General features: G+C 48.1%; 11 protein-coding genes and 1 pseudogene. All 12 read left to right on the forward strand.

Annotation, left to right across the window (positions count from 1 at the left end; all coding sequences use genetic code 11):
• Positions 1-689 precede the first annotated feature (689 nt).
• A pseudogene (locus AC58U0_RS18940) lies at positions 690-890 on the forward strand (YiaA/YiaB family inner membrane protein); the annotation flags it as partial.
• Between the two features lie 42 nt (positions 891-932).
• Positions 933-1,148: a YiaA/YiaB family inner membrane protein gene (locus AC58U0_RS18945; protein WP_497380647.1), complete on the forward strand. Its 216-nt coding sequence runs from the start codon at positions 933-935 to the stop codon at positions 1,146-1,148.
• A 154-nt stretch (positions 1,149-1,302) separates the two neighbouring features.
• On the forward strand, positions 1,303-3,105 hold the full coding sequence (locus AC58U0_RS18950; RefSeq protein WP_497380524.1) for a sensor histidine kinase: 1,803 nt from the start codon (positions 1,303-1,305) through the stop codon (positions 3,103-3,105).
• Complete coding sequence (locus AC58U0_RS18955; RefSeq protein ID WP_497380525.1) at positions 3,102-4,658, forward strand: response regulator transcription factor; 1,557 nt, start codon at positions 3,102-3,104, stop codon at positions 4,656-4,658. The genes AC58U0_RS18950 and AC58U0_RS18955 overlap by 4 nt, the downstream gene beginning before the upstream one ends.
• A 162-nt stretch (positions 4,659-4,820) precedes the next feature.
• Complete coding sequence (gene iolD / locus AC58U0_RS18960; RefSeq protein ID WP_497380526.1) at positions 4,821-6,686, forward strand: 3D-(3,5/4)-trihydroxycyclohexane-1,2-dione acylhydrolase (decyclizing); 1,866 nt, start codon at positions 4,821-4,823, stop codon at positions 6,684-6,686.
• A gap of 24 nt (positions 6,687-6,710) precedes the next feature.
• Positions 6,711-7,619 (forward strand): myo-inosose-2 dehydratase, encoded by a 909-nt coding sequence (gene iolE / locus AC58U0_RS18965; RefSeq protein WP_497380527.1) that lies wholly within the window; start codon positions 6,711-6,713, stop codon positions 7,617-7,619.
• 7 nt (positions 7,620-7,626) lie between these two features.
• Positions 7,627-8,637 carry a 5-dehydro-2-deoxygluconokinase gene (iolC, locus tag AC58U0_RS18970; protein WP_497380528.1) on the forward strand — a complete coding sequence of 337 codons (1,011 nt, stop codon included), beginning with the start codon at positions 7,627-7,629 and terminating at the stop codon, positions 8,635-8,637.
• A 31-nt stretch (positions 8,638-8,668) separates the two neighbouring features.
• Positions 8,669-10,114 carry a CoA-acylating methylmalonate-semialdehyde dehydrogenase gene (locus AC58U0_RS18975; protein WP_497380529.1) on the forward strand — a complete coding sequence of 482 codons (1,446 nt, stop codon included), beginning with the start codon at positions 8,669-8,671 and terminating at the stop codon, positions 10,112-10,114.
• Positions 10,115-10,152: 38 nt separating this feature from the next.
• Positions 10,153-11,028 carry a class II fructose-1,6-bisphosphate aldolase gene (fba, locus tag AC58U0_RS18980; RefSeq protein ID WP_497380530.1) on the forward strand — a complete coding sequence of 292 codons (876 nt, stop codon included), beginning with the start codon at positions 10,153-10,155 and terminating at the stop codon, positions 11,026-11,028.
• A complete protein-coding gene (gene iolG / locus AC58U0_RS18985; protein ID WP_497380531.1) occupies positions 11,028-12,071 on the forward strand; it encodes an inositol 2-dehydrogenase in 1,044 nt (347 codons plus the stop codon). The genes fba and iolG overlap by 1 nt, the downstream gene beginning before the upstream one ends.
• 17 nt (positions 12,072-12,088) lie before the next feature.
• Entirely contained in the window at positions 12,089-12,913 is an 825-nt protein-coding gene (gene iolB / locus AC58U0_RS18990; protein ID WP_497380532.1) for a 5-deoxy-glucuronate isomerase, read from the forward strand.
• A 76-nt stretch (positions 12,914-12,989) separates the two neighbouring features.
• The gene (locus tag AC58U0_RS18995) at positions 12,990-14,009 is read left to right on the forward strand and encodes a LacI family DNA-binding transcriptional regulator (RefSeq protein WP_497380533.1); all 1,020 of its coding nucleotides are present in this window, start codon (positions 12,990-12,992) and stop codon (positions 14,007-14,009) included.
• The last annotated feature ends 38 nt before the right edge of the window (positions 14,010-14,047 follow it).

Below are 14,047 nucleotides of genomic sequence, written 5' to 3' on the forward strand. Positions count from 1 at the left end.
TCATTTGGTAAGTGACTATGGGTTGGAGTTGTTTGTGGTTGAGTGTGATTGTGGATACGTTCATAAACACTCAGTAAGTGTCTATGCGTTCTTGGCACTGGTGGTTTGTTTAATTGTCTTGTCTTGTTCTTGTCTGGTCTGGTTTATCTAGGTTATGTGGTTATTTGTTTAATGTTTATTTAGTGGAAATAGAAAATTTGGAGGCAAGTTGCACAACGTACAACAATTTCCTTGATTTCTTCTGTAAAGGTTAAAGATGTTGTATCTCGTACAACAATTTATCCGTTTTATAGGCTATAAAGTCATTTTTTGCTGAAATTGCTGTATTTTCTGCAACATTAGCGTAGAAAACCTGAATTAACCTGCAAAATGTTGTACGGTGTACAACATTGCCCTACGAAACAAGCGAATACTTAAACAAATAGGCCTTGGGCGGCATAATATGGTTAACATCAACCTTTGCAGCACTCGCTTTCTCAACGTGCGAGAATCCTGGGCGCCGTTGTAGCACCGCCGGATGGCGGTGGTCAACCCCAATAAAGACGATGCAAGCCGTGTTTTAGTATGCAAGAGCATTTGGGTACTATTGGCAAATAGTACTATCTGGAATGGGAAGTTTCTCCTATACTAAGAACAAGAGCAAAACACTAAAGCGTTGCGGCAGCAACCACAGGGGGCTTTCTGAGATGATGGATCATCGGAGACGGAATACGACAGCATTTACTTTTATGGCATGGGCATCTTTCATTGGGGCGTTTCTGGCGATGTTCATCGGGATTTATACATTGGAAGAATCACTGAGTGTCAAAGGTTACTTCGCAGTTTGCGCGTTATTCCTCACGATGTCAGCTTTTGTCTTACAGAAGGTTATTCGTGATAATTTGGAGGATGGCTACGGTTCACGCAAACGCAATACAGCGGCTTTCACGTTCTTGGCATGGAGCTCATTTGCTCTAGCGCTTCTGGGTATGTTTATTGGGATTATTAACCTAGAGCAGTTGCTTTCTGTAAAAGGTTATTACGCTGTTACGGCCTTGTTCCTGACGATGTCTTCCTTTGTTCTCCAGAAAACGGTACGTGACAACAACGATGATGAGCTCCTGCAACCGATTGAAAATAAATTAGAAAATAAATTCGAAGAGCTGTAGCACACAGCGCTTTGCCAAGAAGTTTAGTTCATGATTGATGAACTAAGCTTTTTTCAATTTTTGCCTATATGACTAAAAGGATGGCAGGAACACGAAAGATGTTGCTATAATGGCGTCAAGGGATTGGCCACTCTAAGATATAGGGGTAAATGAGATGAGATCATGGAGTCGACTTTTACTAAGCATTAACCGCAGCTTCAGGGTAAAACTGATTCTCAGCTTATCCGTCATCATTTTGCTGACCTTCGGCATAACGGGTTATTTAACGTATCGCTATAACTTGACACTGTTTGAAGAGGAAATCAGTAAGCAGTTTTCGAGTACGAACGAAGAAGCACTGGCGAAGATGGATCTGAAAGTACAGGAGGTTGTACGGATCTCACAAACGGTTGTATTTAATCCTGAAATCGAAAAGGTCATCACGCTGATCAATTCGAGCGAAGATTCCGATCCTTTTAATCTGTACTACAATAAAAAGCAAATCGAAGATCAGATATTCCAGATCAAATCCGATGCGCCTTATATTACCGGCATGTACTTGTATGACCTCAAAGGGAATCCTTCTTATTTCAGCTATACCACCTCGGCCATTAACATGCCGAATGAGAGCGTATTCAGCACAATTCGTTCCAAAATCAACGACACCTATGGGGATCTCGTATGGATTAACATGCCATTGTCATCCTCCGTGGAGCCAAGCGGGTTCAGAAACACAATCATTGTGGCCCGATGGATGAAAAATAGCGCTTTGAACACGTATGGTGTGCTCGTGATGGCTTTTGACGAATCGTTCTTCTCAGGTTCTCTAAAGGAACTAACGAAGAATGGAGAGGGCGAAGTCTATTTGTTCAACAAGAATAATGAGCTGTTATTTAGTAATTCGCCGGAGAGCACGATAGATAAACAGGAACGCTTGAAAAATTTGAATCAAACTCAGATTATGGATCAGCATTTGTTCGTTCAAGGACAGTCGAAAGTGACTTCCTTCAAGCTAGTTAGCGGAACTTCGCTTACGGCTATTCAAAGCAAGAATCGGGATTTATTTCAGAAAATCGTATACTCTGGCCTGATCAGCATTCTTCTCACCAGTGTGTTGATCGTACTCTCCACGGGCAATCTGCTGCGGCCGCTCAAGGATTTGCTGCAGGGTCTGCGCAAAGTAAGATCTGGCGATTTCGATACGCGCATTGAGATTCGAACCAAAGATGAGCTGGCTTATATCGGAGAGAGCTTTAACGCAATGGCCGAACAAGTCGGAAGGCTGATCAAGGAAGTGTATTTGACGCAGTTAAGTGAGAAGGAAGCGGAGCTTAAAGCGCTGCAGGCCCAACTGAATCCACATTTTCTGCATAATATGTTTAACGAAATTTATTGGAAGCTTTATCTGCAAGACGAGATTGAAACAGCGGCCTTGATCGCGGCCATATCGGAGATGCTCAAGTACTCGTTGATGCCTGTGCGTACCCTAACCACTGTGAGAGAAGAACTTCAGCAGATTCGTAACTATTTGAAGGTACAGAAGGAGCTCTTTGAAACGGACTTGGAGACGATCATTCAAGCGGATGATGACGTTCAGAACGGCCAGGTTATGCGGTCTCTTCTCCAGCCATTGGTCGAAAATGTGTTTATGCATGCCTTTCGCAACAAAGTGTCGCATAAAGTGCTGTTGATTAAAGCGAGCCGTCGAGATGGGTTTCTGGAGATTGAAGTAACGGATAATGGGTGCGGTATGGACGAAGTGGCTATTTCGCAAATACTGGGCTTCGAGGGCTCCTCTTTGCCGCAGCGTTCAGATGGGCGAGAAAGTCTCGGGGTTCGCAGTGTTGTTAGGAGAATCGAGCTGGTGTATGGCTCACCTTATCGTTTGGAGATCAATAGTGTGATTGAAAGCGGTACCACCATGCGCCTTGTTTTGCCTTTTGTAAACAACGTTGAGACAGGGGGTTCAGCAGCATGAGAATCGGGAGAGTATTAATTGTAGAAGATCAGCCGAATTTTCGAAAAGGGCTCATGAAGATGTTAGAAGGCAGAGACCTAGGATGGGAAGTGGTTGGCGAAGCTAGCAACGGGCAAGATGCACTGGCGCTGCTGGATGAGCTTAAGCCTGATTTGGTGTTGACCGATATCCGAATGCCCATCATGGACGGGATCGAATTCGTAGGGCATTTACGGCAGAACTATCCCGACATGCTTGTCATCATTTTGACGGGCTACAAAAATTTTGAATATGCACAAGCGGCTGTTCGACATGGTGCGTTGGATTTTCTGACCAAACCATGCACGGAACAGGATGTTCGTCAGGTGATGAATAAGGCATCCGAGCGGTTCTATGTAAAATATGCCCAGCAGCAGAAACAGGAAGTGCAGCTGCGGCTCCAGCAAGATCAGGAGCTTCGATCGGCTTTGCTGGACTTGCCTTATGAGAAGAGCACAGCAGCAAGGCTAACCGATGCTCTGGCTGGCAAGGAGCTGTGGCTTCTGCAAATGAACAGCGAGGATTTGGCAATTAAGGCGTATGGGAAAAGCGACATGAGCCTGCTACAGTTTGCGTTCTCCAATATCGCCCAAGAGCTGCTGAATGGAGCGGGGGTTGAGGCGCAGCTGCTATTGGTGGAGCATGACAGCTTTGTACTGGTTTCGGCACAACATGGAGTCGAGGAGAGCTTGCAAGAAGCCATTCAAAATGCTTCCTTCGAGTATTTAAAAATTCGCTTGCATATGATTTCTATGGGGATCGGCCCTTCTGCTGCTGAGTTAGCGGATTTGTATAACTTGACCAAAGGGATTGTCTACGGACCTGTTGCCAGCCTTCCTGAGAGTGGAAGTGAAATAGGATCCGGGATTATGCTGTCGCTTAACCAGGCGAGGGTTAGAGAGATGGAAGTTCAACTGATGTCTGCCATTCTGGTCGGTCAGGAGGACAGTCTTCAGCTTCTTTTGGATCGGGTGCTTGCAGAGCTGCCTCTTTCGTCGCCGGAGGAAATGCGGATTGGGGCGTTATCACTCTCCATTGCTTTGCTTGGAACGATACAGAAGCAATTTGATCCCGATGATAACAATGCGCTAGCCAGGATTCCTAACGAAATGCCGCAAACGCACTGGACCTCTGAAGAAGTCCTTAATTGGGCTGCCGAGCAAGTGAAGAGCTTCCAGCAGCAATTTAACAACTGGCAGGCGGCCAAAAGTGACAATCTGATCGAGAGAGCCGTCAAGTACATTGAGGAGCACTACAACGAAGAGTGCCGCTTGACCGATGTGGCCTCGCATATTCATTTAAATCCAAGCTATTTCAGCGTTGTATTTAAGAAAGCAACAGGGGAAAGTTTTACGCGCTTCGTTACCCGTTTCCGTATGGATAAGGCGGCTTTGCTGCTCCGAAATACCGATATGAAAATATTCGAGATCGCTTCTACCATCGGGTTTGATGAGCCAAATTATTTTACGAATGTCTTCAAACAGCAGTTCCAAATGTCACCCAAGGAGTACAGGAATGGCAGAGTGACACCATAAGGTTAAAAGCTTCAGGATGTCACTATGCCATTGCCATTTCTTGGTCCAGGGATTTTTTTTGTAAAAGGCATTGCGGTCGAAAACAATATGTTGTACTATCGGATTAAGCGCTTAACCTTGTGAGATTAAGCGCTTAACCTTTATCGTGAAAGGAAGATGGTCATGAGTACGATTCGACTAACGATGGCACAAGCGCTGCTTCGTTTTCTGGACCAACAGTACGTGTCAGTGGATGGACAAGAGACCAAGTTTGTACGTGGTGTCATGGGGATTTTCGGTCATGGCAATGTGACAGGACTTGGAGAAGCTTTGGAACGGAGCGCAGGCGACCTTACTTATATACAAGGCAAGAATGAACAGGGGATGGTTCATGCCGCGGCGGCTTACGCTAAGCAGCAAAACCGTCGGCAAATCTATGCTTGCACCACATCGATTGGACCAGGTGCTCTGAATATGGTGACCGCCGCGGCAACAGCGACAGTCAACCGGATTCCGGTGCTGCTGCTGCCAGGAGACAATTTTGCCTCAAGACAACCGGATCCAGTGCTCCAGCAGCTTGAGGTTGTGGGTGATTATACAGTGTCAGCTACCGATCCTTTCAAGTCAGTCAGTAAATATTGGGACCGGATTGTTCGTCCAGAGCAGCTGATGAGCGCGGCTGTACAGGCGATGCGAGTGTTAACAGACCCTGCAGAAACGGGAGCGGTTACCCTAGCTTTACCCCAAGATGTGCAGGCTGAGGCGTACGATTATCCGGAAGCCTTTTTCGATAAGAAAGTCCACTATCTAGATAGACGTCCGCCAGCAAGAGAAGCGGTGAATCGCGCTGTGGCCTGCCTGGTAGGCAAACAGCGTCCGTTGATTATTGCCGGCGGCGGAGTCCTTTATGCCGATGCGACGAAGGAATTAATGGAATTTGCAGCTGCCTTTGGGATTCCTGTAGCAGAAACGCAAGCAGGTAAAAGCTCGTTGCCTTGGAACCATCCGCTGAATGTTGGCGCTATTGGTGTTACGGGCGCACTCGCAGCGAATGTGCTGGCGAAGCAAGCGGACCTGATTATCGGCGTAGGGACGCGGTATTCCGACTTTACAACAGCATCGAAATCGGCTTTTGCGAATCCGAAGGTGCAGTTTATTAATATAAATGTCAGTGGATTTGATTCTTCGAAAATGAGCGGGATCAGCATTACAGCTGATGCGAAGGAAGCTTTAAGCGCTCTGAAAGATGCTTTGACGGCGCAGCGCTATGTTAGCGGTTACGAGAACGGTTACATAGCTTCTTTGAAAGCAGAGTGGGATGGCGAGGTTGACCGCTTGTACAATGCGGAATGTGAAGAGGGCTTTGCCCAAACTCGCGCACTAGGGGTCATTAATCAAACGATTGATCCTTCAGCTGTCATTGTATGCGCGGCGGGGAGCCTCCCGGGGGATTTACACCGCTTATGGCGATCATCGGAGCCTAAAACCTATCATATGGAATACGGCTTCTCCTGCATGGGCTATGAAGTTAGCGGTGCTTTCGGGGCAGCGTTGGCTGAGCCGAATCGCGAGGTCTATGCCGTGGTCGGTGATGGAAGCTACCTGATGCTGCACTCTGAGATGGTCACAAGCCTACAAGAGGGCCGGAAATTCACGGTGCTGCTGTTCGATAATCATGGCTTCCAATGCATCCATAATCTGCAAAGGGGTCACGGCAGCGACGGCTTCGGGAATGAGTTCCGATATCGTGAAGCCGCTTCGGGTAAGTTAACAGGCGAATATATGCCTATCGATTTCGCAGCGCATGCGCGCAGCTTAGGCGCGAAGGCGTACAAAGCGAGCACACCGGAAGAACTTAAGGAAGCGCTGCTTAAAGCGAAGGAAGAGACGGTCACAACGCTGATCGAAATTCCCGTTGTTCCGGGAACGAACACACAGGGTTATGAATCCTGGTGGCAAGTAGGTGTTCCAGAAGTTTCCGAGAGCGAGAAAGTAATTGCAGCACACGAAGAAATGAAGAAAAACATACAAGCGGCGAGACCCATTTAACGATAAAGGGGAGAGAACATATCTATGAAAGATCTGCCATTTAAGCTAGGTATCCATCCAATTAATTGGGTGGGAGAAGACGTCAAAGAACATGGCGCGGATACCACATATGAGCAAATTTTAGATGATATCCAGGCGTTGGGGTTGAAAGGTACCGAGATGGGCCGCAAATATCCGACCGATATTGCCGTGTTGAAGCAGGAGCTGGCTAAGCGGGGGATAGGCCTCGTGTCACAGTGGAAATCCGTGCTATTCTCTGATCCAGCTTACAGGGACGAGGAGCTGAAAGCCTACAGGAAGCATGCTCAATTTCTCAAGGAAATGGGCAGTACGGTTATCAGCACAGCGGAAGTTGGGGGCTCGCTCCACTTCGACCCGCGCCGCTCCCCGAACGAGAAGGAAGTGCTGCGACTGGATGAAGCCGGCTGGCAAAGCTTAGCCGAAGGACTGAATCTTGCGGGAGCTATCGCGCAGGAGTACGGTCTGAAGCTGACGTATCACCACCATGGTGGAACGGTTGTTGAAAGTCCAGAGGAAATCGATAAGCTGATGGAGCTCACGGATCCATCGCTCGTATACCTGCTCTTTGATACCGGTCATGCCTATTACGGCGGGGCGGATCCACTCACTGTGCTGCGCAAGCACGAGAAGCGGATTGCTTATATCCACTTGAAAGATATTCGGCAAGCCGTGTTAGATGAAGCGCGCGCCGAGAAGGTCGACTTCGTGACTTGTATCCGCAAAGGCGTGTTCACCGTTCCTGGTGATGGCTGTATCGACTTCGCTCCTATTTTTGAGGAGCTGCTATCTCAAGGATATACGGGATGGGCGATGCTGGAAGGCGAGCAGGATCCGGCTGCACACAACCCTTACGAATATGCGAAGCAAGCACTTCTGTATATAGAATCCCTTATTCCACAAGAAAGAAGGTAATGATCCGATGACCTATGTTTCCTTTCCGCAGTCGAAGCCGCTGGATTTTGTAGCGATTGGTAGACTATGTATAGATTTGAATGCGAATGAAATTAATCGTCCCATGGAAGAGACCATGACTTTTACCAAATATGTAGGGGGTTCACCCGCAAACATTACGATTGGCATGGCAAGATTGGGTATGAAAACGGCCTTTATTGGCAAAATCGCCAACGATCAAATGGGACGTTTCATCGCTGATTATTTAGAGCGGAACAACATCGAAACCACGAATGTCGTGACGGATAATACCGGCGCGGTTACCGGACTGGCCTTTACAGAAATCAAAAGTCCAACGGAATGCAGCATCCTTATGTATCGCGACAATGTGGCTGACCTGCTGCTGACACCAGCTGAAGTGCAAGAATCGCTGATTGCTGAAGCGAAGGTATTGCTTATTTCTGGTACAGCACTTGCACAAAGCCCGTCCCGTGAAGCTGTCTTTCAGGCATTGGAGTACGCGAAGAAGCATGGGGTCGTCATCATTTTTGATCTGGATTACCGTCCATACACTTGGAAGACATCAGAAGAAACAGCTGTTTACTACAATCTGGCGGCTGAGAAATGTGACATTATTTTGGGTACCCGTGAAGAATTCGATATGATGGAACGCTTTGAGAACAATCCAGAGAAAAATGACCGTATCACGGCTGCTAAGTGGTTTGATTACTCGGCCAAGATTGTCATTATCAAGCATGGCAAGGAAGGCTCCATCGCTTATACGCCAGACGGTGTTGGTCATCGTGCCAAGAGCTTCCCGGCTAAAGTGATCAAGACGTTTGGTGCAGGGGATTCTTATGCCGCTGGCTTTATTTATGGCATTATGCAAGGTTGGACGATTGAAAAAAGTATGGAATACGGCAGTGCCGCAGCTTGTATCGTGATCTCCAGTCACAGCTGCTCCGATGCGATGCCGACAACTGATCAAGTCAACGACTATATCGAGCGCTGCAACCGCGGCGAAATTACAGCATCTTAATTTATTCGAACCATTAAAGGAGAGTCCACATATGACAACAACATTGAAAAACTGGATTGGCGGCGAATGGATCGCTTCAACATCTACACAAACAGAACCGGTATATAACCCTGCAACAGAAGAGATTCTTGCACATATTCCAATTTCTACGAAAGATGATGTGGATCATGCGGTTCGTACGGCACAAGAAGCTTTCCAAACTTGGAGCCGCACACCTGTACCACGTAGGGCTCGCGTATTATTCAAATACCAACAGCTTCTGGTGGAGCATTGGGAAGAGCTGGCGCGAATCGTTACACAAGAAAACGGAAAAAGCTACAACGAAGCTTACGGAGAAGTACTTCGCGGCATCGAGTGTGTAGAATTCGCCGCTGGCGCTCCATCGTTGATGATGGGAAAACAGCTTCCAGATATCGCGTCCAATATTGAATCCGGTATGTACCGTTATCCGATTGGTGTTATCGGTGGTATCACACCATTTAACTTCCCAATGATGGTTCCTTGCTGGATGTTCCCGCTTGCGATTGCCTGCGGCAATACCTTCGTGCTGAAGCCATCTGAACGCACACCTCATCTTGCAAACCGATTGGCTGAGTTGTTCCATGAAGCTGGCTTACCAGCTGGCGTGCTCAATATCGTTCATGGCGCGCATGACGTGGTCAATGGCCTTCTTGAACACAAAGAAGTTAAAGCTATTTCGTTCGTTGGCTCCCAGCCAGTTGCCGAATATATTTACAAAACTGCTTCTGCGAATGGGAAACGCGTTCAAGCACTCGCAGGCGCTAAAAACCACTCGATCGTTATGCCAGATGCCGATTTGAACATTGCTGTGAAAGAAATCGTCAATGCAGCCTTCGGTTCTGCAGGCGAGCGCTGTATGGCTTGTTCCGTTGTGGTAGCGGTTGGAGAAGTTGGCGATACGCTTGTAAGCAAGCTGCTTGAAGCTGCTGATCGGATTACGATTGGTAATGGATTGGAAGAAGGTATTTTCTTAGGACCTGTCATCCGCGGTCAGCATAAAGAAAGAACGCTTAAATATATTGAAATCGGCGAAACCGAAGGAGCGCTTCTGGTCCGTGACGGCCGTAAGGACGCTGCTTCTGAGGGGCAAGGTTATTTCGTGGGACCTACGATCTTTGACCAAGTTGAGTGTGGCATGAAAATTTGGGAAGACGAGATTTTTGCACCTGTTCTCTCTGTCATTAGAGTGGCTACTCTTGAGGAAGCGATCGAGCTCTCCAATCGTTCTGATTTTGCCAATGGCGCATGCCTCTTTACAAAGGATGGCAGCAATGTACGCCAATTCCGTGAAAATATCGATGCTGGTATGCTCGGCATTAACCTAGGCGTTCCCGCACCGATGGCTTTCTTCCCTTTCTCTGGCTGGAAAAAATCGTTCTATGGCGATCTGCATGCGAATGGGACGGACGGCGTGGAGTTCTATACGCGTAAGAAAATGGTCACAGCTCGCTGGTAACAGCGGGTTAGACCTTATCGACAGGAGAGGTGAACTTCATGACGCTCGTTTCAATGAAAGAGATGCTGCAGCAGGCTTTGGAAGGAAAATATGCTGTCGGGCAGTTTAATTTGAATAACTTAGAGTTTACACAAGCGATCTTACAAGCTGCTCAGCAGGAACAAGCGCCTGTTATTCTAGGCGTTAGTGAAGCTTATATCCCTTATATGGGCGGACTGCCCTGTATTGTAGGAATGGTGAAATCACTGATTGAGCACTATGGTGTAACGGTCCCAGTAGCTCTTCATCTAGACCACGGAACCAGCTATGACCTATGTATCCGTGCGATCCATGCCGGATTTACCTCTGTCATGATCGATGCTTCTCATCATTCGCTGGAGCATAATATCGAGGTCACTCGTCAGGTGACACAAGCCGCGCATGTGCTGGGTGTATCGGTGGAGTCGGAGCTGGGCCGGATTACCGGACGCGAGGATGACTTAGTCGTAGACGAAGCCGAAGGCATGTACGCTGTTGCCGAGGACTGCGTTCGTTTAGTGAGGGAGACGGGGGTCGATTGTTTAGCTCCTGCCCTTGGATCTGTTCACGGTCCTTATCGGGGACAGCCAAAGCTCGGTTTCGATCGAATGGAGGAAATTAGAACGCTGACTGGACTGCCGCTTGTGCTTCATGGCGGAAGCGGTCTGCCAGATGAAGAGATCCGTCAAGCGATCGCTTGCGGTACGGCCAAAATCAATGTGAATACAGATAATCAAATTGCTTGTACAGCCGCTATCCGTTCGTTCTTGAATGAGCATCCGGAAGCATACGATCCAAGGAACTATTTAGTGCCGGCACGGGAAGCGATCATCGCCTCCGTTAGAGCCAAAATTCAATTATTCGGTTCAACAGGCAAAGCGGGAGGGAACGCATGATGAAAAAAATTAAAATCGGCATTATCGGTGCGGGCAGAATTGGTAAAATCCACGCAGACAATCTGCTGCGAATACCTCAAGTTGAAATCATTGCAGTGAGTGATTTATTTGCAGGTCCTGAGTTAGAAGCATGGGCTGCTTCACGTCAAATTCAGACGGTTACAAAAGACAGCCATGAGCTTATTGATAACCCAGACATCGACGCCATCTTTATTTGCTCGTCCACGGATACGCATGTCCCGCTCATTCAACTCGCTGCACTGGCGGGTAAACATATTTTCTGCGAAAAGCCAATCAGCATGGATATCACCCAAACCGAAGCGGCCATTGCTGCCGTTAATCAGGCTGGTGTGAAGCTGCAAATCGGCTTCAATCGCAGATTTGACCACAACTTCAAGCGCGTTCGCGAGGTTGTTCAAGGAGGAACAATTGGCGATCCGCATATCGTGAAAATCACGTCCCGTGATCCGAATCCACCGCACGCTGATTACATCAAGGTGTCGGGCGGCATTTTCATGGATATGATGATCCATGATTTCGACATGGCCCGCTTTGTAGCGGGAAGCGAGGTTGAGGAAGTATATGCGCAGGGCAATGTGCTTATTAACCCGGTTTTCGCCGAGCACGGCGATGTCGATACCGCAATCGTAACGCTGAAGTTCCAGAACGGTGCTCTCGGTGTCATCGATAACAGCCGTCAAGCGGTATATGGCTATGACCAACGGGTTGAAGTGTTTGGCTCCAAAGGCAGTGTAGCTGTAGCCAACGATCACCCTAATACAGCCGTAGTTAGTACGGCGGATGCTATTGTTAGCGAAAAGCCGCTGCATTTCTTTCTGGAACGCTATCAAGCTGCCTATATGGAAGAAACACAAATTTTCATCGATTGTTTGTTGAATGATAAGCCTGTACCAGTGAGTGGCTATGACGGTATGCAGGCGGAGCGGATCGCTTTGGCTGCTAAGCTGTCTTCCCGTTTGGGCCGGCCGGTGAAAGTAAGCGAGGCGTTAGATTTGCTTAAACAGACCTCGGTATCTCAGTAAGAGAGGGAGACGTTAACATGAACAGGTCCAAACTGATTGTAACGCCTGCCTCCTCCCCGAATGAGGAAGGCAGCCTTTTAACAGTAACTCCGGAATCAGCTGGATGGAAGTATGTTGGTTTCGAAGTTGTACAGCTTGCAGTGGGGCAATCCTTGAGACGTGAGACAGCCGGGCTGGAAGTTTGTCTTGTCCTGCTTAGCGGGAAAGCCGATGTGGCTACCAAGCAAGCAGAGTGGACAAATATTGGGCAGCGGATGAGTGTATTTGAGAAAATACCGCCATATTCCGTCTATGTACCTAATGATGATCGCTACGAGGTTACTGCGCTGACTGCGGTGGAGCTTGCTATTTGCTCTGCTCCTGGTGCTGGCAACCATAAGGCACGTCTGATTGCACCTGATCAGGTAGGGGTAGAAACGCGTGGATATGGCAATATAGAGCGCCAAATTCATAACATTTTGCCAGAGCAGGAGCCAGCGGATAGCTTGCTAGTGGTTGAAGTCTTTACACCGAATGGGCACTGGTCGAGCTACCCGCCACATAAGCATGATCGCGATGCGCTTCCAGACGAATCGTTTCTGGAAGAAACGTATTATTATCGCGTCGATCCGGGCCATGGCTTTGCGGTTCAACGTGTGTACACGGACGATCGGTCGCTTGATGAGACGCTGATTGTTAAGAATGGGGAAACCGTGCTCGTTCCGCGTGGTTATCACCCTGTATCGGCGCCTCCAGGCTATGATGTGTACTACCTGAATGTTATGGCGGGACCTACTCGAACATGGAAGTTTCATAATGATCCGGAACATGCCTGGATCATGACGAAGCCGCGCGAAGCGTAAGCCGGTTTGCAAGTTCCCGTCAGCCCCTTCATAATGGAAGAAAAAAAGTATCCTTCAAGAAAAATGGGGTAGTAGGATGAAGGCAACCATCTATGATGTGGCTAGAGAGGCCGGTGTGTCCATTGCGGCGGTCTCGCAGGTCATGAACGGCAAAGGAAAAATAAGCGAAGAACGGCGCGGTGAAATCATAAAAATTATGGAGCGGCTCAATTATCAGCCTAGCGTTATCGCGTCAGCGCTGACTGGTAAAAAGACCTATACGTTAGGTCTGCTTGTGCCCGATATTTCCAATCCCTTTTTTGCGGAAATTGCTCGAGCTGTAGAGGATCAAGGCCATCATATGGGCTATAGTCTGGTCATTTGCAGCAGCGATAACAAAGATGAACGGGTGGAACGGTATCTGAATTTGCTCCAGCAAAAAAGTGTGGATGCCATGATCATTGGTACGGGGATGGACAATAAAGACATGCTGACTCCATTGATGGAGAGAGCGATCCCCATTGCTATGATCGCAAGGGAAATGCCTGATATCGACGTTCATACGGTCGTAGTTGATGACTTTGTGGGAGGTGCGTTGTCAGCAACGCATCTACTGGATTTGGGTCATCGGCGCATGGCCATTCTGGCGGAGCACTCGAAAGTAAGCAGCAGCCGCGAAAGGGTGCGAGGCTTCAAGAGCAAGCTGGAAGAAGCGGGAGTTGGGCTGCCGGAAAACAGCGTACGCAATTGCCACTACGTTGTAGCAGATGGAAAGCGTGAAGCGCTTGAACTGTTGGGACAATCAGGCTCTGATCGGCCGACCGCGCTGTTTTGTTGTAATGATTTGCTCGCTATTGGTGCGCTTCAAGCCGCTAAGCAGCTTGGTTTGCGCGTGCCAGAGGATCTGTCCGTGATCGGTTTCGATAACACGATTCTAGCTTCAGTAACAGATCCACCGCTTACGACTGTCGCTCAGCCGATCGAGCCGATGGGGAAGATGGTCGTCGATTTGTTGATTCAAGAATTGAAGAAAGAATCGAAAGCCAAGCAACGTGTTGTGATGCCTCCGGAGCTGATTGTTAGGCAATCCACTGCTGCTCCAATGGCTTTTGATTAATATATTTGTAGCTTATTAGGCTGCTTCCCTTTGGGGGA

The organism is Paenibacillus sp. J31P190 (genome assembly GCF_059692075.1).